9 protein-coding genes are annotated in these 21,688 nt (G+C 71.8%); all 9 read left to right on the top strand.

Annotated elements, in window-relative coordinates:
* The first annotated feature begins 39 nt into the window (after window positions 1–39).
* Complete coding sequence (locus tag FXF65_RS12405; RefSeq protein WP_148349904.1) at window positions 40–390, top strand: hypothetical protein; 351 nt, start codon at window positions 40–42, stop codon at window positions 388–390.
* Window positions 387–986, top strand: a complete 600-nt coding sequence (locus FXF65_RS12400; protein WP_148349903.1) for an ABC transporter ATP-binding protein — start codon at window positions 387–389, stop codon at window positions 984–986. The genes FXF65_RS12405 and FXF65_RS12400 overlap by 4 nt, the downstream gene beginning before the upstream one ends.
* The gene (locus FXF65_RS12395) at window positions 983–1,675 is read left to right on the top strand and encodes a hypothetical protein (RefSeq protein ID WP_148349902.1); all 693 of its coding nucleotides are present in this window, start codon (window positions 983–985) and stop codon (window positions 1,673–1,675) included. The genes FXF65_RS12400 and FXF65_RS12395 overlap by 4 nt, the downstream gene beginning before the upstream one ends.
* Window positions 1,676–1,737: 62 nt before the next feature.
* Window positions 1,738–2,106 (top strand): hypothetical protein, encoded by a 369-nt coding sequence (locus tag FXF65_RS12390; RefSeq protein ID WP_148349901.1) that lies wholly within the window; start codon window positions 1,738–1,740, stop codon window positions 2,104–2,106.
* 258 nt (window positions 2,107–2,364) lie between these two features.
* Entirely contained in the window at window positions 2,365–3,882 is a 1,518-nt protein-coding gene (locus FXF65_RS12385; protein ID WP_148349900.1) for a hypothetical protein, read from the top strand.
* On the top strand, window positions 3,851–4,513 hold the full coding sequence (locus FXF65_RS12380) for an NUDIX hydrolase (protein ID WP_148349899.1): 663 nt from the start codon (window positions 3,851–3,853) through the stop codon (window positions 4,511–4,513). The genes FXF65_RS12385 and FXF65_RS12380 overlap by 32 nt, the downstream gene beginning before the upstream one ends.
* A gap of 80 nt (window positions 4,514–4,593) precedes the next feature.
* Window positions 4,594–5,427 (top strand): metallophosphoesterase family protein, encoded by an 834-nt coding sequence (locus FXF65_RS12375; RefSeq protein ID WP_148349898.1) that lies wholly within the window; start codon window positions 4,594–4,596, stop codon window positions 5,425–5,427.
* The gene (locus tag FXF65_RS12370; protein ID WP_187412243.1) at window positions 5,427–6,056 is read left to right on the top strand and encodes a 4'-phosphopantetheinyl transferase family protein; all 630 of its coding nucleotides are present in this window, start codon (window positions 5,427–5,429) and stop codon (window positions 6,054–6,056) included. The genes FXF65_RS12375 and FXF65_RS12370 overlap by 1 nt, the downstream gene beginning before the upstream one ends.
* 158 nt (window positions 6,057–6,214) lie before the next feature.
* On the top strand, window positions 6,215–21,682 hold the full coding sequence (locus FXF65_RS45225; protein ID WP_187412242.1) for a type I polyketide synthase: 15,468 nt from the start codon (window positions 6,215–6,217) through the stop codon (window positions 21,680–21,682).
* The last annotated feature ends 6 nt before the right edge of the window (window positions 21,683–21,688 follow it).

Below are 21,688 nucleotides of genomic sequence, written 5' to 3'. Positions count from 1 at the left end.
GTTCCGCGAGCACGCCGCACCACATCGAAGGGACGACCCATGAACCGCTATCAGCTCGGGCTCCTGCTCTGCGTCCTGTCCGCCGTCCTCGACCTCGACGGCGTCATCGCGCTCGGCCAGAGTGACCCGCCCCCCGTGGGCGTCGCGATCGGGACCGCCACGGCCGGGTTCCTCACCTGCGTGGGCGCGGTGGCCGCCTGGCGCGGACGCCGGAGCGGCGTCGTGCTGGTCGTCGCGAGCAGGCTGACGTCGGCGCTGGCGTTCGGCGTCCCCGCGTACTTCATCGGCGCGCCCGGCTGGGTCTACGCCGCGGTCGGCACGGGCATCGCGCTGACCGTCGCGGGGCTCGGGCTCACGCTGACGTCGCTCCGGCGGGCGGCGCGGGCATGAGGAGCGGGCCCGCGCTGACCGCCTCCGGCATCGGCAAGCGGTTCCGCCGCCGGGTCGTCCTGGAGCGGGCCGCGCTGACCGTCCGTCCCGGCGAGGTGGTCGCGGTCGTCGGCGAGAACGGGACGGGCAAGACCACCCTGCTGCGCATCTGCGCGGGCCTGCTCCGTCCCGACTCGGGGCGGGTGACGCGGGACGGGCGGGTCGGCTACTGCCCGCAGGAGCCGCAGCTCATGGAGCGGCTCACCGTCCGCGACCACCTCGTCCTGTTCGGCCGGGCGGCGGGCTGGGACGCGGCCCGCGCGGTCGAGGACGGCGCCCGGATCCTCGCCGACTTCGGGCTCACCGAGCAGCGGCGGGTCCCGGTCCGGCGGCTGTCGGGCGGGGGCCGGCAGAAGCTGAACCTGGCGCTCGCCCTGCTCGGCGACCCCGCCGTCCTCCTCCTCGACGAGCCCTACCAGGGCTTCGACCACGGCGCCTACGTCGACTTCTGGGAGTCGGTGAACGCGTGGCGGGACGAGCGCCGCGCCGTGGTCGTCGTCACCCACCTGCTCGCCGAGCTGTGGCGGGTCGACCGGGCGATCGAGCTGCCCGCATGAGCCGCCGGCGCTGGCTGACGATCGCCGAGATGCAGGGCCGCGACCTCGCGCGCCGCTGGGTCACGCTCGGCCTGCTGTTCGGCCTGCCCGCCACCTGGTACCTCGCGGAGCGGGCGTCCGGCGCGCCGTGGGCGATCGGCGCGGGCGCCCTCGCCATGGGCTGGACGAGCGGCGCCGCCGCGCTGTTCGCCGTCCTCGGCGGACGCCGCGTCGACCCGCGGCTCGTCCAGGCCGGATACCGGGCGGTCGACATCCTCGCGGGCCGGTTCGCGGTCATGCTCGGCCTGGCCCTGGCGATCGCCGCCGCGTTCGGCGCGCTCATCCTCGTCTGCTCGCGCCCGGACCGGCCGGGCCGCCTGTTCCTCGGCCTCGCGCTCGGCGGGCTCGTCGCGGTCGCGCTCGGCTGGGCGCTCGCCGCGCTGCTGCCGCACGAGCTCGAAGCGACCCTCGTCCTGATCGGCGTGGCCGGGATCTCGCCGACCGTCCCCGGCGCGCTCGCCCCCTACCTGCCGTTCCACGCGCTGCTGCGCTTCACCGACGTGACCGTGCCGCCGCCCGCCGCGCTTCCGCTGGTAATCCACGGAATCGCCTACGCCTGCGGACTGACCGCCATCGCCTTGGTGACCTGGCATCGCCGGGTGCGCCTCGTCCCACCGGCCGGACGCCCCCGCGCCCAGCCCGAAACCTGAGCGGAGAAACCCATGCCCGTCCTTCGCGGATTACGGTCCGCCTCTCACATCCAGGAGACCCGGTGACGAACACATCCTCGCGCTCCGGAGCGAACGTGGCCGTGGCCATGCTCGCGGCCGTCTGCGGTTCGGTGCTCAGCGCCCTCATCACGATCGCGATCGGCGAGTCGCCGACGACCAGCCTCGTCGCCGCCGCTGGCGGCGCCGCGTTCGGCGCCCTGGTCGGCACGGCCGGACGGTTCCACGGCCTGCGCATCGGCGCGGGCATCGCCGTGACCGTCCTGGCGCTGGGCCTCACCTATGGCGGGTTCACGCTGGTCTACACCGTCAGCGACCGCACCACCCCGTTCATGCCGGTGCCGTCCGTGGGCGGCGGCAACTCGTCCCTCGACAGCTGCCACCGGCTGGTGATCCTGGAGGTGTGCTGGTAGCCGGACGGGCGCCGAGGACGCGCTATCGGCGGGCGGTAACACCGATGGGAGAGGACCAAAAACGAAAGGCTCGGAATGGGTCCGTGATGTGGTCCGTGGTTGTGGGCAATTCGGTTTCGCGGATGCGGTTCTCGGCCCTGGTCAGGATGGTAGGTTCGGTTGCCGTAAGTCCGATGTCGGCCGGGTGACGCGCGCCCCGTGCCACAGGACCGTCGGACGCATTGATTCCGCAGGTCGGTCCGTGTCGGGGGAGCACCCATGACGATCTCGCATGACGGTTCCGTGTCTTTCGAGCGGCTGGAGACGCCCGCCGTCGTCAAGCACATCACGGCGATCAGCCAGTCGCTCGACAACCAGTGGCTCAGCCGGTCGCTCCTCGCCGCGGCGAGAGAGCGCGGACGCATCACGAAGACCATCGAAGAGGAGAACGCCCGCCAGGTCAGGACGGAGTACCTGCGCACACTCCTCAACGCCGAAAAGGCCGTCGTCAACCGCGCCTACTTCTACAACAACCCCCAGGTGTTCCGGGATTTCCTCGACCCGAAGAGCCAGGACTACGAGGCGTTCCGGGGAATGGTGGAGGAAAGGACGATCATCCCGTTCCTCCTCTTCGAGGACTCGCCGGTCGTCCCGCCCGCGTTCGCGCGGCACGAGCGCGGCTGGGAGGCGTGGCTGCGCGTCGCCTCCGACGTCGAGATGGGCTGCCTGCGCCTGTCCTGGGACACGCGGGGCAACGAGCTGGCCGTGCAGCGGATGTTCCGGAAGTTCCACGAGTACTTCCAGAACCTCAACCAGATGGAGCCCTCCGGTCTCAAACGCGACTTCGGCCTCGACGACGACGGCGCGCGCGCTCTTTTCGACCGGCTTGTGGAGGTCGGAAACCTGGCCTTCGAAAAGGGGAACCAGCGCGAGAAGGTGACCCGCGAATTCCTCTATCAGCAGGCCGTCACCCAGGAGGGGACGGACAACAGCAAAAGGCTGTACCGCTGGGACGACCCGCTCGCACTCGCCACCAAGCAGATCGTCGACCTCAAGTACAACACCAATCTCGGAGACACCCTCCAGGCATATACGCTGACTCCGGCCGACTCGCTGCGCCGGTCCGCTCTTCAAGAGGACGTCCGGCTGCTCAAAGAGGACGCCGATGAGGTCGACGCCGCCGAATTGATCCAGCTCGTGCGGAACCTGACCTTCGATTCGGTGAACGACCTTCTGCAGGCCGTCCCCGTCATCGACGAGCTTTCCCTCGATGACGTGTGGAGGGTCCGCCGCACCGGCACCTGGAACAAATACCGGCAGAGCATGGCGGCGCTGCTCGAAGGTCCGTCGCTGGAGACGTTCGTCGACGAGGAGCGCGGCGCGCCCGCCGTGGTCGGCGCCTACCAGCGGATGATCCGGGAGGCGGAGCGCATCTCGCTCGCCCGCCGGAAGCAGGCCCAGCAGAACCGCGTCCAGGGAATCGTGCAGCTTGCCTTCGACATCGGCACGCTGACGGTCAACGTGGTGTTCCTGCCCGACAGTTCGATCGTCCACGCCGTGGTCGGCGACCTGAGCGCCCTCGTCGGTCGCGGTATCGTCAACGTAGCGGTGCGGATCGGCGTCGGGCGGCTCGTCGAGTCCCGTTCCCGGGAGCAGGTCGACAACAGCGTCAAGATCCTCGAACTGCGCCTCGCCAACCCGCACAACGCCGCCCTGGAACTGATCAAGAGCCTCTCCGACCATCCGAAATGGAGTCCTCCCCCCAATGGCAGGGACCTCAGCGGCGCCGACGAGTGACGACGACCCGTACGAGCGGCTCCGCCGGGAGCGGCCCGCCCTGTTCGCCAACCCGCCCGGTGCGGGCTACGAGATCCTGCCGGTGGCGGACGCGTCGCCCGAACGCGGGCCGTACGGCGTCCAGTACCGGGATCCGTTCGTCACGCTGGTCCGCGACCCGGTGCGGTTCCCGGACGGCCAGGTCGGCGGCTACGTCCGGCTGCTGGCGAGGGCGGAGAGCGGCGGCGCGGCGATCCTTCCCATCATCGGGGCGCGGGTCGTCCTGATCCGCCATTTCCGCCACGCCACGCGCGACTGGCACTGGGAGATCCCCCGCGGGTTCTCCGACCCGGGGGAGACGCCGGAGGAGACGGCCCACCGCGAGCTGGTCGAGGAGCTCGGCGTCGCGCCCCAGGGGCTGCGGCGCCTCGGGATGATCCATGTCGACAGCGGGCTCAGCGCCATGGCGACGACCCTGTACGCCACGACGCTCCCGGCCCTCGCGCCGCACGAAACGCGGGACGAGGCCATCACCGAACGCGGCCAGTTCACCGCGGACGAGCTCGACGCCCTGCTGGCGGGCGGCGAACTGACCGACTCGTTCACGATGGGGGCGGTCCTGCACGCCCGGAGGCTCGGCCTGCTGCCCTAGGGGGGCGGGTCGGAACCGTTAGGGGTCGTGGGCCCTTTTCTGGGGTTGCGGGAGAATTCGCGGCGCGTAGCCTGCTGTTCATGAGCGGATCGCTGTGGGCCGTCAGCGATCTCCACGTGGCGTTCGAGGAGAACCGGAGTCTCGTCGAGCGGCTGCGCCCGGAGTCGCCGGACGATTGGCTGCTGGTGGCCGGGGACGTCGGAGAATACGCCGCGGACGTGGAATGGGCGCTGGGCGTCCTGAGCGAACGGTTCGACACGGTGATCTGGACGCCGGGCAACCATGAACTCTGGACACCGCGCGACGACCCGGTACAACTTCGCGGGGAGCGGCGCTACCGGCGTCTGGTGGACATCTGCCGGCGGTTGGGCGTGACGACCCCCGAAGACCCGTATCTCGTCTGGCGGGGTGCGGGCGGGCCGGTGACCATTGTCCCGCTGTTCCTGCTTTACGATTACAGCTTTCGTCCGCGCGGCGCCGCGTCGAAGAGCCAGGCTTTGGCGATCGCGAACGACGCGGGCGTTCTGTGCACCGACGAAGTGCTTCTGCATCCCGAGCCGTACCGGAATGTCGACGATTGGTGCGCGGCGCGGATCGAGTTGACCGAAAGGCGGCTCGCCGTCCGGGATCCCGCTTTCCCCACGGTTCTGGTCAATCATTTTCCGCTCGTCCGCGAGCCGACCAGGATCCTGCGCCATCCGGAGTTCGCGCTGTGGTGCGGAACCGACCGCACGGCCGACTGGCACAGGAAATACAACGCCGCCGCGGTGGTTTACGGGCATCTGCACATCCCGCGCACTCTGTGGCAGGACGGCGTGCGTTTCGAGGAGGTCTCCGTGGGTTATCCGCGTGAATGGCGGCCGCGCGGCGGCCCGGTGGGGTTGAAGCGGGTCTTCCCGGGCGCGCGGACCTGATGGAGAAGCTCCTGCCCCCGGCCGTGGCGGTCGCGGAGGCGTTCGGGGACCCGCCCGAGGCGCGCCCGCTGCCCGCCGAGGAGGCCGTGGTCAGCCAGGCCGTGGACAAGCGTCGCCGGGAGTTCGCCACCGCCCGGTGGTGCGCCCGGCGCGCCATGGCCGAACTCGGCGTCCCGCCCGGCCCGATCCTGCCGGGCGAGCGCGGCGCGCCGCAGTGGCCGGACGGCGTCGTCGGCAGCATGACCCATTGCGACGGTTATCGAGCCGCGGCCGTGGCGAGGGCGGGCGAGGTGCGGAGCATAGGCATCGACGCCGAACCGGACGCGCCGTTGCCGAAGGGCGTATTCGAGACGATCGCGCTGCCCGAAGAGCAACTCCGGACCGTCCCGGGCGTCCACGCGGACAGGCTTCTCTTCAGCGCGAAGGAGAGCGTCTACAAAGCGTGGTTTCCGCTGACCCGGCGCTGGCTCGATTTCGACGAGGCCGACATCGTGCTGCGCCCCGACGGGACCTTTTCCGCGCGCATCCTGGCCGCGACGCGTCCCGGCGAGGGCATCCCGCCGGACGGCTTCGCCGGACGCTGGACGACCGCCTCCGGCCTGCTGATGACCGCCATTGTCGTGATGTGATCCCACCCGCTCCGCGGGCCTCCGGTACCGCGAGCAGGGGTAGGGGTGGGTAAGGGTAGTGACCCCTCACCGCAGTTCGGTAACGTGCGTTTTGATTGCCGAATAGTGGCTTTCTGGCGAACGTTCGCGCCTTTCCAATCCTGAGTGAGGTGGCCGAGATGAGCGATGAGGAAAGACTTCTCGACTATCTCAAGCGCACGACCCTTGATCTGCGTGAGGCGCGCCGCCGCGTCACCGAACTCGAAGCGCGCGACCGGGAGCCGGTCGCGATCGTCGGAATGGCGTGCCGCTTTCCCGGTGACGTCGCCTCGCCCGCGGAACTCTGGGAACTGATCGCCGCCGGGCGGGACGGCATTTCCCGTTTCCCGGGCGACCGCGGCTGGGACGCCGGGCTTTTCGACTCCACGCCGGGCCGTCCCGGCAAGAGCTATGTCGACCAGGGGGGCTTCCTTTACGGCGCGGGCGAGTTCGACCCGGCGTTCTTCGGCGTCGGCCCGAACGAGGCCCTCACGATGGACCCGCAGCAGCGTCTTCTGCTGGAGGTGTCGTGGGAGGCGCTGGAGCGGGCGGGCATCGACCCCTCGTCCCTGCGCGGCAGCCCCACCGGCGTGTTCGCGGGCGTGAACTACCACGACTACGCCTTCAACAGCAGCACGGGCGCGATCGCGTCCGGCCGCATCTCCTACACGCTCGGTTTCGAGGGCCCGGCGGTGACGGTCGACACGGCGTGCTCGTCCGCGCTGGTGGCGCTGCACTGGGCCGTCCAGTCGCTGCGGTCGGGGGAGTGCTCGCTGGCGCTCGCGGGCGGCGTCACGGTGATGGCGACGCCGGACACGTTCGTCGAGTTCAGCAGGCAGCGCGGGCTCGCGGCCGACGGCCGGGTGAAGGCGTTCGCCGCCGGGGCCGACGGCACGGCCTGGGGCGAGGGCGCGGGAATGCTGCTGGTCGAGCGGCTGTCCGACGCCCGCGCGAACGGGCACCCGGTGCTGGCGATCGTGCGCGGCAGCGCGGTCAACCAGGACGGCGCGTCCAACGGCCTGACCGCGCCGAACGGACCGGCGCAGCGCCGCGTGATCCGGCAGGCCCTCGACAACGCGCGCCTGACCTTCGACGAGGTCGACGCGGTGGAGGCGCACGGCACCGGCACGACGCTCGGCGACCCGATCGAGGCGCAGGCGCTCCTCGCGACCTACGGGCAGAACCGTCCCGACGGCCGGCCGCTGTGGCTCGGGTCGGTCAAGTCGAACATCGGGCACACGCAGGCCGCCGCCGGGGTGGCGGGCATCATCAAGATCGTCCAGGCGATGCGGAACGGCGTCCTGCCGAAGACGCTCCACGTGGACGAGCCCACCCCGCACGTCGACTGGACGGCCGGTCGCGTCGAGCTGCTCACCGAGGCGCGCGACTGGACGGCGGACGGGCGGCCGCGCCGCGCGGCCGTGTCGTCCTTCGGGATCAGCGGCACGAACGCGCACGTCATCATCGAGCAGGCGCCCGCCCCCGAACCCGCCGAACCCGCCGAGGCCCCGCCGGTCGTCCCGTGGGTGCTGTCGGCACGCGACGAGACCGCGCTCCAGGAGCAGATCGACGGGCTTCGTGAACACGTCCGGGCACGTCCCGGCCTCGCCCCGCTCGACGTAGGGCACTCGCTGGCGAAGGGCCGCGCGCTGCTGGAGCACCGCGCGGTCGTGGTGGGCCGTGACCGCGACGAACTGCTGTCGGAGCTGGACGCGCTCGCCGAAGGCACGGCGGAGCGGAGCGCGCGAGGCGTCGCCGGAACCGGCCTGACCGCGTTCCTCTTCTCCGGGCAGGGATCGCAGCGTCCCGGGATGGGCCGGGAACTGTACGACGCGTTCCCGGCATTCGCCGAGGCGTTCGACGCGATCTGCGCCGAGCTGGATCGGCATCTCGACCGTCCGCTGAAGGACGTGGTCTGGTCTGAGCCTGAACTACTCGACCAGACGGCGTTCACCCAGACGGGCCTTTTCGCTGTCGAGGTCGCGCTCTTCCGGCTGCTCGAATCGTGGGGCGTCCGACCCGACCTGCTCGCGGGGCATTCGATCGGGGAATTGGCCGCCGCGCACGTGGCCGGTGTCTTCTCCCTGGAGGACGCGGCCAAGCTGGTCGCCGCGCGGGGACGCCTCATGCAGGCGCTCCCGGCGGGCGGGGCGATGGCCGCGGTCCAGGCCGCCGAGGACGACGTCGTCCCGCTGCTGGACCCGGCGCTTACCGCCATCGCCGCGATCAACGGCCCGGACTCGGTGGTCGTGTCCGGCGCGGAGAAGGCCGTGGCCGGAATCGTGGAGCATTTCGCCGCGCTCGGCCGCCGGACGACCCGGTTGCGTGTCTCGCACGCCTTCCATTCCCCGCTGATGGACCCGATCCTCGCCGAATTCGAGGAGGTGGCCGCCGGTATTTCCTATGGCGCTCCCACCATTCCCGTCATCTCGAACGTGACGGGGCGGCAGGCCGAAGGGCTGGGGACGGCGCGGCACTGGACGCGCCACATCCGCGAGGCCGTCCGTTTCCGGGACTGCGTTCGGACGCTCCGCGAGGCCGGTGCGACCCGGTTCGTGGAGGTGGGGCCGGACGGCGTGCTCGCCGCCATGGCCGAGACCTGCCTCGACGACCCAGGCGACGGCGCGCTCGTCGTCCCCGTCCTGCGCCGCGACCGGCCGGAGGCCGCCGAGCTGCTCACCGCGCTCGGACGCCTCCAGGCGCGCGGCGCCGCCGTCGACTGGGAGCCGCTGCTGCGCGGCGGCTCGCACGTGGAGCTCCCCACCTACCCGTTCCAGCGCCGCCGCTACTGGCTGGAGGGCACGGGCGGGTCCGGCGACGTCGCGTCGGCCGGGCTCCGTCCCGCCGACCATCCGCTGCTCGGCGCGCGGTTGACCCTGCCGGAGACGGGCGGCGCCGTCCTGACCGGGCGGCTGTCCCCGGCGACCCGGCCGTGGCTCGCGGACCATGTCGTCGGCGGCGCGGTGCTGCTGCCCGGGACCGCGTTCGTGGAGCTCGCCGTCCAGGCCGGTGACCACGTCGGCTGCGACACGCTGGAGGAGCTGACGCTCCAGGCGCCGCTCGTCCTGCCCGCTCAGGGCGGCGTGACCGTCCAGGTCGTGGTGGACGGCGCCGACGACGCGGGCCGCCGCCGGGTCGGGATCTACTCGCAGGTGGGCGACGACGAGATCTGGGAGCGGCACGCCGACGGCGTCCTCGCCCCGGGCGCGCCGGAACCGGACTTCGACCTGGCCGCGTGGCCGCCGCAGGGCGCGGTCCCCGTCCCGGTGGACGACGCCTACGAGCGCCTGGCGGAGGTCGGCTACGACTACGGCCCCGTGTTCCAGGGACTGCGGGCCGTGTGGCGGCGCGGCGACGAGCTGTTCGCCGAGGTCGCCCTGCCCGAGGACGCCTGGGACGACGCCGCCCGCTTCGGCCTGCACCCGGCCGTGCTGGACGCCGTCCTGCACGCGGGCGCGGTGTCCCGCGACGGAGACGGCGACCTGGTCCTGCCGTTCGCGTGGACCGGCGTCCGCCTCTACGCGTCGGGCGCCCCTGCGCTGCGCGCACGGCTGTCGCCCGCCGGGGACGACGGGGTCGCGCTGCGGCTCGCGGACGACTCCGGGCGTCCCGTGGCGGCGGTGGACTCGCTGATCTCGCGCCCCGTCCCGGCCGGACGTCTCGCCGCCAGCGGGACGGACACGGCGTCCGATTCCCTGTTCGGCTTGGAATGGATTCCCGCGCCGTCGACCGAGGCGCCTGCCGATTCCTCCTGGGCGCTGTGGGACGACCTCGGTGATGCGCTGCCCGAAGTCGTCGTCCTGCCGATCGCGGCGGACGAGCCGCGCGACGCGGCGCAGCACGCCCTGGCGGCCGTGCGTACGTGGCTGACGGACGAGCGGTTCGCGGCGTCTTCGCTGGTCGTCGTCACGTCGGGCGCGGTGTCCGTGGACGGCGAGGACGTCACCGATCTCGGCGCGGCGGCGGTGTGGGGCCTCGTCCGCACGGCCCAGTCCGAGGACCCGGGTCGCATCGTGCTGGTCGACACCGACGACCCGGACGACGTCGCCGCCGCAGTCGCGCACGCGTCCGGCGAGCCGCAGGTCGCGGTGCGGGGAGGGACGGCGTACGTCCCCCGCCTCACCCGGACGTCCGCCGCCCTCGAACCGCTCGACGACGAGCCGTTCGGCACGGGCACCGTGCTGGTCACCGGGGGGACGGGCGGGCTCGGCGCGCTCGTCGCCCGCCATCTCGCCGCCGTGCACGGCGTGCGGCGGCTACTGCTCGCGAGCCGCCGGGGACCGGACGCGCCAGGTGCCGCCGATCTGCTCACCGACCTGACCGAGCTGGGCGTCGAGGCCGAGGCGGTGGCCTGCGACGTCGGTGACCGGGCGGCCCTCGCCGCGCTGCTCGACGGCCGCCGCCTGTCGGCGGTCGTGCACACGGCGGGCGTCCTCGACGACGGCGTCCTCGCGTCGCTGACCCCCGAGCGGCTGGACGTGGTGCTCGCCCCGAAGGCCCTCGGCGCCTGGCACCTGCACGAGCTGACCCGCGACATGGACCTGTCGGCGTTCGTCGTGTTCTCCTCCGCGGCGGGCATCCTCGGCTCCGCCGGGCAGGGCAACTACGCGACCGCGAACGCCTTCCTGGACGGGCTCGTCCAGCATCGGCGCGCGCTCGGCCTGCCGGGCCTGTCGCTGGCGTGGGGCCTGTGGGACTCGGCGGCGGGGATGGGCGGCGCGCTGGACGCGGACGACGTACGCCGCATCGCGCGCTTCGGCGTCCGTCCGCTGACCGTCGAACAGGGCCTGGCGCTGTTCGACGCCGCCACCGGACGGCCGGAGCCGCTGCTCGTGCCGATCGGGCTGGACACGGCCGTCCTCGGCGAGGACCCCGACGAGCTCCCGCCCCTGCTCGGCGGCCTCGCGCGCCGCCGTCGGCGGACCGCGGGCGGTGGTGGGGGAGGCGCGGCCGGGGTGCTGCGCGAACGCCTCGCGGTCCTTCCGGACGACGAGCGCCGCGCGGCGGTGCTGGAGATCGTCCGCGCGCAGGCCGCGTCCGTGCTCGGGTTCGACGGCCCGACCGCGGTGGGCTCGGAGCGCGCGTTCCGCGACCTGGGCTTCGACTCGCTGTCCGCGGTGGAGCTGCGGAGCAGGGTGAGCCGGGTGACGGGGCTGCGGCTGCCCGCGACGCTCGTGTTCGACTACCCGACGCCGGACGTGCTGGCCCGGCATCTCGCGGACGAGATCTCCGGCGCGCGGCAGGCCGTGACGGTCGCGGCGTCCGCCGTCCGCCCGGCGGTGGACGACGACCCGATCGTGATCGTCGGGATGGCGTGCCGCTACCCCGGCGGCGTCGGCACGCCCGAGGCGCTGTGGGAGCTGGTCGCGGCGGGCGCGGACGGCATCACGCGGTTCCCCGCCGACCGGGGCTGGAACATCGAGCGCATCCACGACCCCGAGGGCGTGCGGCCCGGCACCAGTTACGTCGACTCTGGCGGTTTCCTGCACGACGCGGCGGGCTTCGATCCCGGATTCTTCGGAATCGGCCCGAACGAGGCCCGCGTCATGGACCCGCAGCAGCGTTTGTTGCTGGAGGTCTCCTGGGAGGCGCTTGAGCGCGCGGGAATCGACCCTTCGTCGCTGCGCGGAACCTCGACCGGTGTTTTCGCCGGGATGATGTACCACGATTACGCGCACAACAGCAATTCGGGTTCGGTGGCGTCCGGGCGCATTTCCTACACGTTCGGGCTTGAAGGCCCGGCGGTGACCGTGGACACGGCGTGCTCGTCGTCGCTGGTCGCCCTCCACCTGGCGGTGCAGGCGCTGCGGTCGGGGGAGTGCTCGCTGGCGCTGGCCGGGGGCGTCGCGGTCATGGCCGCGCCGGACGTGTTCGTGGAGTTCAGCGAGCAGCGCGGGCTGGCGCGGGACGGCCGGGCGAAGTCGTTCGCCGCCGCCGCGGACGGCACGTCCTGGGGCGAGGGCGCCGGAATGCTGTTGGTGGAGCGCCTTTCCGACGCGCGCGCCAACGGCCATCCGGTGCTGGCGGTCGTGCGCGGTTCGGCGGTCAATCAGGACGGCGCGTCGAATGGCCTGACGGCGCCGAACGGGCCGTCGCAGCAACGGGTGATTTTGCAGGCGCTCGCCAATGCCGGGCTCGGCGCCGGTGACGTGGACGCGGTCGAGGCGCATGGCACGGGAACGACGCTGGGCGACCCGATCGAGGCGCAGGCGCTGCTCGCGACCTATGGCCAGGACCGTCCGGACGACCGGCCGTTGTGGCTCGGGTCGATCAAGTCGAACATCGGGCACACGCAGGCCGCCGCCGGGGTGGCCGGGATCATCAAGATGATCGAGGCGATGCGGCACGGCGTCCTGCCGAAGACGCTGCATGTCGACGAGCCGACCCCGCACGTCGACTGGACGGCGGGGCGTGTCGAACTGCTGACCGAGGCGCGGGACTGGCCGCAGAACGGTCACCCGCGCCGCGCCGGAATCTCGTCGTTCGGGATCAGCGGCACGAATGCGCACGTGGTCATCGAGGCGCCCCCGGTGGACGGCGAGGACGCGCGCCCGGCGGCGGACGCGCCGCCGGTCGTCCCCTGGGTCGTCAGCGGACGCGACGAGGGCGGCCTCCGCGCCCAGTGCGAGCGGCTGCGCGACCACGTCCTGGCGCGTCCGGACGCCGACCCCGCAGAGATCGGCCATGCGCTCGTCGCGTCGCGGGCCCTGCTGGAGCACCGCGCCGTCGCGGTCGGCCGTGACCGTGCCGAGTTGCTCGCGGCTCTGGACACGCTCATCGACGGCGAGCCGGGCCCGGACGCGGCGCGCGGCGCCGTGGCGTCCGGAGCGACGGCGTTCCTTTTCTCTGGGCAGGGCTCGCAGCGCGTCGGGATGGGCCGGGAGTTGTACGAGGCGTTCCCGGTGTTCGCGGGAGCCTTCGATGCGGTCTGCGCCGAATTCGACCAGCACCTCGACCAGCCGCTGCGGGATGCCCTCTGGTCGGACGCGGCGCTTCTCGATCGGACGGAGTTCGCCCAGCCGGGCCTTTTCGCCGTCGAGGTCGCGCTTTTCCGGCTGCTGGAATCGTGGGGTGTGCGGCCGGACTTCCTGGCCGGTCACTCGATCGGCGAACTGGCGGCCGCGCATGTGGCGGGCGTGTTCTCGCTGGGGGACGCGGCCAGGCTGGTCGCGGCGCGCGGCAGGCTGATGCAGGCGCTTCCGGCCGGGGGCGCGATGGCGGCGGTCCAGGCGGCCGAGGACGAGGTCGTCCCGCTGCTCGACGGCCGGGACGTCGGGATCGCGGCGGTGAACGGACCGCAGACCATCGTCGTCTCCGGAGCCGAAAGCGACGTCGCCCACATTCTTGAGCACTTCACGGAACTCGGGCGCAGGACGACGAGGCTGCGAGTGTCGCACGCATTCCATTCCCCGCTCATGGACCCGATGCTCGACGAGTTCCGGGAAGTCGCGGAAAGCGTCCGCTATGCCGAGCCCGCCATTCCGGTGGTCTCGAACGTTCGCGGCGCGGAGGCGGCGGATCTCGGGACGGCCGAGTACTGGGTGCGGCACGTCCGCGACGCTGTCCGCTTCCACGAGGGCGTCCGGACGCTGCGCGCCGCGGGCGTGAATCGGTTCGTGGAACTGGGCCCGGACGGTGTGCTGGCGGGAATGGTCCGGACGATTCTGGACGACTCGACCGAGGGCGTCGTCGTCACGCCCGTTCTGCGCGCCGACCGTCCCGAGCCCGTCACGGTTGTCGCGGCGGCCGGACGCCTGCACACGCATGGCGTCCACGTCGGGTGGCGGATGCTCTTCGGTGAACGTCCGCCCGCCGTCCCGGCGGAACTGCCGACGTACGCGTTCCAGCGGCGGCGCTACTGGGTCGAGGGCCAGGGCGACGAAGCGGACCTGACCGGGACGGGACTCGCGCCCGCCGACCATCCACTGCTCGGCGCCGTGGTCACCCTCCCGGACTCGGGCGGCGCCGTCCTCACCGGGCGGCTGTCGGTCGGCACGCGGCCGTGGCTCGCCGACCATCGGGTGCTCGGACACGTGCTGTTCCCGGGCGCGGGCCTGGTCGAGCTGGCGATCCGGGCCGGGGACCAGCTCGGCTGCGGCACGCTGGACGAGCTGACCCTGCACGCCCCGCTGCCGCTGCCCGCGCACGGCGGCGTCACCGTCCAGGTCGTGGTCGAGGACGCCGACGAGACGGGCCGCCGCGCGGTCGGCGTCCACTCGCGTCCGGCGGAGGGCCCGGACGACCGGCCGTGGACCCGGCACGCCACCGGTGTGCTGGCACCTGACGACCCGGCGCCCGCGTTCGACCTCGCCGTGTGGCCGCCCGAGGGCGCCGACCCGCTTCCGCTGGACGGCGCGTACGAATCGCTGGCCGACGCGGGATACGAATACGGCCCGGTCTTCCAGGGGCTGCGCGCGGTGTGGAGGCGCGGGGACGAGCTGTTCGCCGAGGTGACGCTGCCCGAGGACGCCTGGGGCGAGGCCACCGGGTTCGGGCTGCACCCCGCGCTGCTGGACGCCGTCCTGCACACCGGTCTGGTCGCCGCGCCCGAGGGCGACTCGCGCGGGACTGTGCTGCCGTTCGCGTGGAGCGGGGTGCGGCTGGTGGCGTCCGGGGCGCGCTCTGTCCGGGCTCGGCTGGTCCCTGCTGGGCCGGACGCGGTCGCGCTGCAACTGGCCGACGGAGACGGGCGGCCGGTGATGTCCGTGGAGTCCTTGCAGTCGCGGCCGGTGCCTTCGGAGAGCCTCGCCGGGGCGGCGGCCGGGGCGACGGATTCGCTCTATCGGCTGGAATGGCGCCCCGTCGTCGCGCCTGCTTCTGAGGCGGCCGTGAAATGGGCGCTCTGGGATTCAGAAATTGGCGAGGTGCCGGAACTCTTCGTCCTGCGTAGCGGGGGCGGTGACCCGATCGACGCGGTCGGCCGCGCGCTCGCGGACCTCCAGGCGTGGCTGGCCGACGAGCGGTTCGCGGCGTCGCGGCTGCTGGTCGTCACCTCGGGCGCCATGTCCCTGGACGGGGAGGACGTCGCTGATCTGGCGGGCGCGGCGGTGTGGGGGCTGGTCCGGTCGGCGCAGTCGGAACATCCGGATCGCATCCTTCTCGCCGACGTCGACGACCTCTCTGACCTGGATGGCGCAGTGGCGTCGGCTGTATCCGCCGCCGAGGTCGGGGAGCCGCAACTCGTGATCCGCTCCGGGGCCGGACACGTGCCGCGCCTCGCGCGGGGCGGCGGCGGGCCCGAACGTGCGGCCGAGCTGCACGGACCTGTTCTGATCACCGGCGGGACGGGCGGGCTCGGCGCGCTCGTGGCACGCCATCTGGTGGCGGAGCACGGCGTCCGGAACCTGCTCCTGACGAGCCGAAGGGGCGCATCGGCGCCGGGGGCGGCGGAGCTTTCGGCCGAGCTGGCGGAGCTGGGCGCGGAGGTCGAGATCACGGCCTGCGACGTCGCCGACCGAGACGCCGTCGCGGCCCTGCTGGACGGCCGCGACCTCTCCGCTGTGATCCACGCGGCGGGGCTCTTGGACGACGGCGTGATCTCGTCCCTGACCGCTGAGCGGCTGCGCGCCGTCCTCGCGCCCAAGGCCCTCGGTGCCTGGCACCTGCACGAACTGACCCGCGACATGGACCTGTCGGAGTTCGTCGTCTTCTCGTCGGCGGGCGGCGTGATGGGCGCGCCGGGACAGGGCAACTACGCCGCGGCCAACGCGTTCGTGGACGGGCTCGTCCAGCACCGCCGGGCGCACGGGCTGCCCGGACGGTCGCTGGCGTGGGGGCTGTGGTCGGCCGACACCGGGATGTCCGGACGCCTCGACGAGGGCGAGATCAGGCGGATGGCCCGGTCTGGGGTGCGTCCGCTGAGCGTGGAACAGGGGCTGGGGCTGTTCGACGCCGCGCTGGGTGTCGATGACACCTTGGTCGTCCCGATCGGACTGGAACCGGCGGCGCTGGCTGCTGCTGGTGACGCGCTGCCGCCGATGCTGCGTGGCTTGGCCGGACGTCCGCGCCAGGCCGCGAAGGCGGGCACCGGCGGGGCGGGCACGGCGGGTGCGCTGCGGGCCCGGCTCGCCGCGCTCCCGGAGGCGGAGCGGACCCAGGCGATGCTGGAGATCGTCCGCGCCCACGCGGCCTCGGTGCTGGGACACGACGATCCGCGGACGGTCGAGCCCGAACGGGCCTTCCGCGACCTGGGCTTCGACTCGCTGTCGGCGGTGGAGCAGCGCAACCGGCTGAACCAGGTGACGGGGCTGCGGCTGCCCGCGACGTTGGTCTTCGACTACCCGACGCCGGTCGTGCTGGCGCGGTACCTGGTCGATGAGGTGATGGGCGCCGCATCGTCGGCGTCGGCGGGCGCGGCCGTCGCGGTGCGCGCTCCGGTGGACGACGAGCCGATCGCCATTATCGGAATGGCCTGCCGGTATCCCGGTGATGTCACCACGCCGGATGCGCTGTGGGACCTGGTCTTGGACGGGCGTGACGGGATCTCGGCCTTCCCGTCCGATCGCGGGTGGAATGTCGATCGGCTCTACGACCCCGAGGGGGGACGTCCGCATACCAGTTACGTGAACGTGGGGGGTTTCCTCTACGACGCGGCGGAATTCGATCCGGGTTTCTTCGGCATCAGTCCGAACGAGGCGTGGATCATGGACCCGCAGCAGAGGTTGTTGCTGGAGGTTTCGTGGGAGGCGTTGGAGCGGGCGGGCATCGACCCTTCTTCGCTCCGAGGGAGTTCCACCGGCGTGTTCGCTGGCGTGATGTACCACGACTACGCCCACAACAGTAATTCTGGGGCCGTCGCCTCGGGGCGGATCTCCTACACGTTCGGGTTCGAGGGTCCGGCGGTGACGGTGGACACGGCGTGTTCGTCGTCGTTGGTGGCGTTGCATTGGGCGGCGCAGGCGTTGCGGTCGGGGGAGTGCTCGCTCGCGCTGGCCGGTGGCGTCGCTGTAATGGCGTCGCCGGAGGCGTTCGTCGAATTCAGTCGGCAGCGTGGACTGGCGCCTGACGGCCGCGCCAAGTCGTTCGCCGCTTCGGCGGATGGGACGTCGTGGGGCGAGGGTGCGGGGATGTTGCTGGTCGAGCGTCTTTCTGATGCTCGGCGGCTTGGGCATCCGGTGCTGGCGGTGGTGCGTGGTTCTGCGGTGAATCAGGATGGTGCGTCGAATGGGTTGACGGCGCCGAATGGTCCGTCGCAGCGTCGGGTGATCCGGCAGGCGTTGGCCAATGCCGGGTTGGGTGTCGGTGATGTGGATGTGGTCGAGGCGCATGGCACCGGCACGACGTTGGGTGACCCGATCGAGGCGCAGGCGTTGCTGGCGACCTATGGCCAGGACCGTGCGGATGATCGGCCTTTGTGGTTGGGGTCGATCAAGTCGAACATCGGGCATACGCAGGCGGCGGCTGGGGTGGCCGGGATCATCAAGATGGTCCAGGCGATGCGGCATGGAGTTCTGCCCAAGACACTGCATGTCGATGAGCCGACGCCGCACGTGGACTGGTCGACGGGAGACGTCCGGCTGCTGACCGAGACGCGGGAATGGGGAAAGAACGGCCATCCGCGTCGAGCCGGGATTTCGTCGTTCGGGATCAGCGGGACGAACGCGCACGTCATCCTCGAAGAGCCGACGACCGTCGAAACTGAAGCCGATGTCCCGGCGGCAGACGAGCCGCCGAACGTCCCCTGGGTGATCTCCGCGCGTGACGACGCGGGTCTTCGGGCCCAGGCGGAGAAGCTGCGGACACACTTGGCCGCTCAGCCGGAACTGCGCATCGTGGACGTGGCCTTCTCCTTGGCCACTTCGCGTGCCGTCTTGGATCACCGTGCTGTTGTCGTGGCCGGTGACCGGGACTCCGCCCTGGAAGGACTGGCTGCCCTCTCTTCGGGAGAACCGCATCCTGACGTGGTGCACGGCACGACCGCCTTGGGCGGGACGGCTTTCCTGTTCTCGGGTCAGGGGTCGCAGCGTGTGGGGATGGGCCGGGGGTTGTATGAGGCGTTCCCGGTGTTCGCGGAGTCGTTCGACGCGGTCTGCGCTGAACTGGACGGGCATTTGGACCGGCCTTTGAAGGATGTCGTGTGGTCTGAGCCTGAGCTGCTGAACCAGACGGTGTTCACTCAGACGGGTTTGTTCGCGGTTGAGGTGGCGCTTTATCGGTTGTTGGAGTCGTGGGGTGTCCGTCCAGATTTCTTGGCGGGTCATTCGATCGGTGAGTTGGCGGCTGCGCATGTGGCGGGAATGTTCTCGTTGGGGGATGCCGCGAGGTTGGTGGCGGCTCGGGGTCGGTTGATGCAGGCGCTGCCGCCTGGTGGGGCGATGGCAGCGGTGCAGGCGACCGAGGACGAGATCGTCCCGCTGCTGGATCACCATGTCGGTGTCGCGGCGGTGAATGGGCCGCAGTCGGTCGTGGTGTCGGGTGTCGAAGATGCGGTCTCTAGGATCGTGGAGCACTTCACGGAGCTGGGACGCAAGACGACCCGGCTGCAAGTCTCGCACGCATTCCATTCGCCGCTGATGGACCCGATGCTGGACGACTTCCGCCAGGTCGCCGAAAGCATCACCTTCAACGAACCCGCCATTCCCATCGTGGGTGCCCAGCCGGACGCCGAGTACTGGGTTCGGCACGTCCGCGACGCCGTCCGATTCCATGACGCCGTTATCAATCTCCGCGACCAAGGTGTCACGCAATTCTTGGAGATCGGCCCGGATGGTGCGCTGACCGCGATGGTGCGCGGCAGCGTGGACGACGCGGTCGTCGCACCTGTCCTCCGCCGGGATCGTCCAGAAGCCAAGCAGTTGTTGACGGCTCTGGGCCAAATCCACGCACACGGCACGGACATCGACTGGCACGCGATGTTCGACGACCACGCCGCCCGCCAGGTCGAACTGCCGACCTACGCCTTCCAGCGTGAGCGGTTCTGGCTGGTGGCTCCGCAGGCCGGTGGTGACGCCGAGTCGATGGGCCTGGGATCGGCGGATCACCCATTGCTCAGCGCGGTGGTGACCACGCCCGAGTCCGACGGAGTGGTGCTGTCGGGCCGCCTGTCAGTGCACACGCAACCCTGGTTGGCCGACCACGCCGTTGGCGGCGTGGTCATCTTCCCGGGTACCGGCTTCGTGGAATTGGCCGTCCGTGCGGGAGATCAGGTCGGCTGCGGCCGGATCGACGAACTCACCCTCGAACAACCACTCGTCCTCCCCGCGGACGGTCACACGCTCGTCCAGGCCGTCGTCGGCGCGGCGGACGAAGATGACCGGCGCACGGTCACCGTCTACTCCCGCACCGGCACTGAAATGCCGTGGACACGGCATGCGGCAGGGCAAATGTCCGGCGCCGAAAGCGAGCCGGAATTCGAGTTGCGGCAGTGGCCGCCCGTGGACGCCGTCCCTCTAGAAGCGAACGGCCTCTACGCCGACATGGCGATGGCGGGCTTGGAGTACGGCCCGGTGTTCCAGGGTCTTACAGCGGCTTGGCGGCGCGACGACGAACTGTTCGCCGAAGTGGCTCTGCCCGCAGCGGAGACCACGGACGGATTCGCCCTGCACCCGGCACTCCTCGACGCGGGCCTGCATGCGATCGCGCTGGGCGGAACGGCCGGTGACGGCCCGTCCCTCCCGTTCGCGTGGTCGGGCGTCGAACTGTTCGCGACGGGGGCGGCCTCGTTGCGGGTGCGCATCGTCCGGGCACCTGGCGGGTCCGTGTCGTTGCAGGTCGCGGACGTGTCCGGACGTCCCGTCGCGGCCATCGGGTCACTCGCGCTGCGGGAGGTCTCGGCGGAGCAGATGTCGGCGGCGAGCGGTCCGGGCTTCCACGAATCGCTGTTCCAGCCGGAATGGTCGCCGATCCCGCTCGCACCGCCCGGCGACCCGTCCTGGGCACGGTGGGACGAGTTGAGCGACGTCGACCCGGTTCCAGACATCGTGGTCCTGACCGTGCCAAGTGGGAAGGACGCTGCCGCCGTCCACCACTCCACGCGCGAAGTCCTGGCCGCCCTCCAGGCGTGGCTTGGCGAGGACCGGTTTGCGTCGTCCACGCTGATGGTCGCGACGTCCGGCGCGGTGTCCGTGGACGGCGAAGACGTGACCGACCTAGCGGGCGCGGCGGTATGGGGCCTGGTCAGGTCGGCGCAGTCGGAGGACCCGGGACGGATCGTCCTGGCCGACCTCGACGACCCGCACAACGTGACCGCCGCGATGGGCGCCAAAGAGCCGCAGGTGGCGATCCGCGGAGACACGGCGTTCGCCATGCGGCTTGCGCGCGTGTCCGCGCAACCGACCGAGCCGCAGCCCTTCCCCGCTGACGGCACGGTCCTGGTGACCGGCGCGCTGGGCGCGCTGGGTTCGGTGGTGGCGCGGCATCTGGTGGTCGAGCGTGGCGTGCGGAACCTGTTGCTGACCAGCCGCCGTGGCGCGGACGCGCCGGGTGCGGCGGAGCTGCGCGACGAACTGTCCGAGCTGGGCGCGAAGGTGGAACTGGCGGCTTGCGACATGGCCGACCGCGACGCGGTGGCCGCCCTGCTCGAAGGCCGGTCGCTGTCGGGTGTCGTCCACGTGGCGGGAGTCCTGGACGACGGCGTGATCGCCTCGCTGACGCCCGAGCGGCTCGACCGAGTCCTCCGTCCCAAGGTGGACGCGGCTTGGAACCTGCACGAACTGACCCGCGACATGGACCTGTCGGCGTTCGTGCTCTTCTCGTCGGCGGCCGGTGTGCTCGGCACGCCCGGCCAGGGCAACTACGCCGCAGCCAACGCCTACCTCGACGCGCTGGCGGCGCATCGCCGGGCGAACGGCCTGCCCGCGCAGTCGCTCGCCTGGGGCCCCTGGATCACGGGCGGCACCGGAATGGCGGACGGCGCGGACGGTTCCGGCGCCCAGCGCACGGCCCGCTCCGGAGTCGACGGAATGGACGTCGAAGAAGGATTGGTGCTGCTCGACACGGCGAACGCGCTCGGCGCCCCCGTCCTCGTGCCGATCAACCTCGACCTCAAGGCGCTCGCCGCCGCGGACAGTGAACCGCACCACCTGTTCAGGGGACTCATCGGCAGGACGGTCCGGCGGGTCGTCGACGCCGATGCGGGTGCGGCCGAGGCGCTGGCGCGGCGCCTCGCCGGGCTCGCCCCGCCGGAGCGGGAGGACGCGCTGCTGGAGGTCGTCCGCGGGCACGCCGCGGCGGTCCTCGGACACGGCGGCCACGGCGCGATCGAACCGGAACGGGCCTTCAAGGAACTCGGATTCGACTCCCTCAGCGCGGTCGAACTCCGCAACAGCCTGAATTCGGTGACCGGTCTGCGCCTTCCGGCGACGCTGGTGTTCGACTATCCGAACGCCCGCGTCCTCGCTGCCCACATCGCCGCCGAAATGGTTCCGGAAAAGGACGGCGGCGACTCCGACGACGAGACGGTCCGGAGCCTTCTGCGGGCCATTCCGCTGAGCCGCCTGCGGGACGCGGGCCTGATGGACAGCCTCCTCGAACTCGCCGGCGCGACCGGCCGCGGCGAGCCCGCGGACGGCGGCGCGGAGCGGGACTCGATCGATGCGATGGACGCCGAAAGCCTGATCAGCATGGCGCTCGACGGTGCGACCCTCGACGACACGACGCGGGAAGAGTGAACGACG

The sequence above is a fragment of the Actinomadura syzygii genome, assembly GCF_008085905.1.
GTDB lineage: Bacteria > Actinomycetota > Actinomycetes > Streptosporangiales > Streptosporangiaceae > Spirillospora > Spirillospora syzygii.
This window is presented reverse-complemented; position numbering and strand designations above follow the sequence as displayed.

Coding starts and splice junctions, on each gene's coding strand:
- FXF65_RS12400 (WP_148349903.1), top strand. CDS start 387: ATGAGGAGCGGGCCCGCGCTGACCGCCTCCGGCATCGGCAAGCGGTTC.
- FXF65_RS12380 (WP_148349899.1), top strand. CDS start 3,851: ATGGCAGGGACCTCAGCGGCGCCGACGAGTGACGACGACCCGTACGAG.
- FXF65_RS12375 (WP_148349898.1), top strand. CDS start 4,594: ATGAGCGGATCGCTGTGGGCCGTCAGCGATCTCCACGTGGCGTTCGAG.
- FXF65_RS12370 (WP_187412243.1), top strand. CDS start 5,427: ATGGAGAAGCTCCTGCCCCCGGCCGTGGCGGTCGCGGAGGCGTTCGGG.
- FXF65_RS12385 (WP_148349900.1), top strand. CDS start 2,365: ATGACGATCTCGCATGACGGTTCCGTGTCTTTCGAGCGGCTGGAGACG.
- FXF65_RS12395 (WP_148349902.1), top strand. CDS start 983: ATGAGCCGCCGGCGCTGGCTGACGATCGCCGAGATGCAGGGCCGCGAC.
- FXF65_RS12405 (WP_148349904.1), top strand. CDS start 40: ATGAACCGCTATCAGCTCGGGCTCCTGCTCTGCGTCCTGTCCGCCGTC.
- FXF65_RS45225 (WP_187412242.1), top strand. CDS start 6,215: ATGAGCGATGAGGAAAGACTTCTCGACTATCTCAAGCGCACGACCCTT.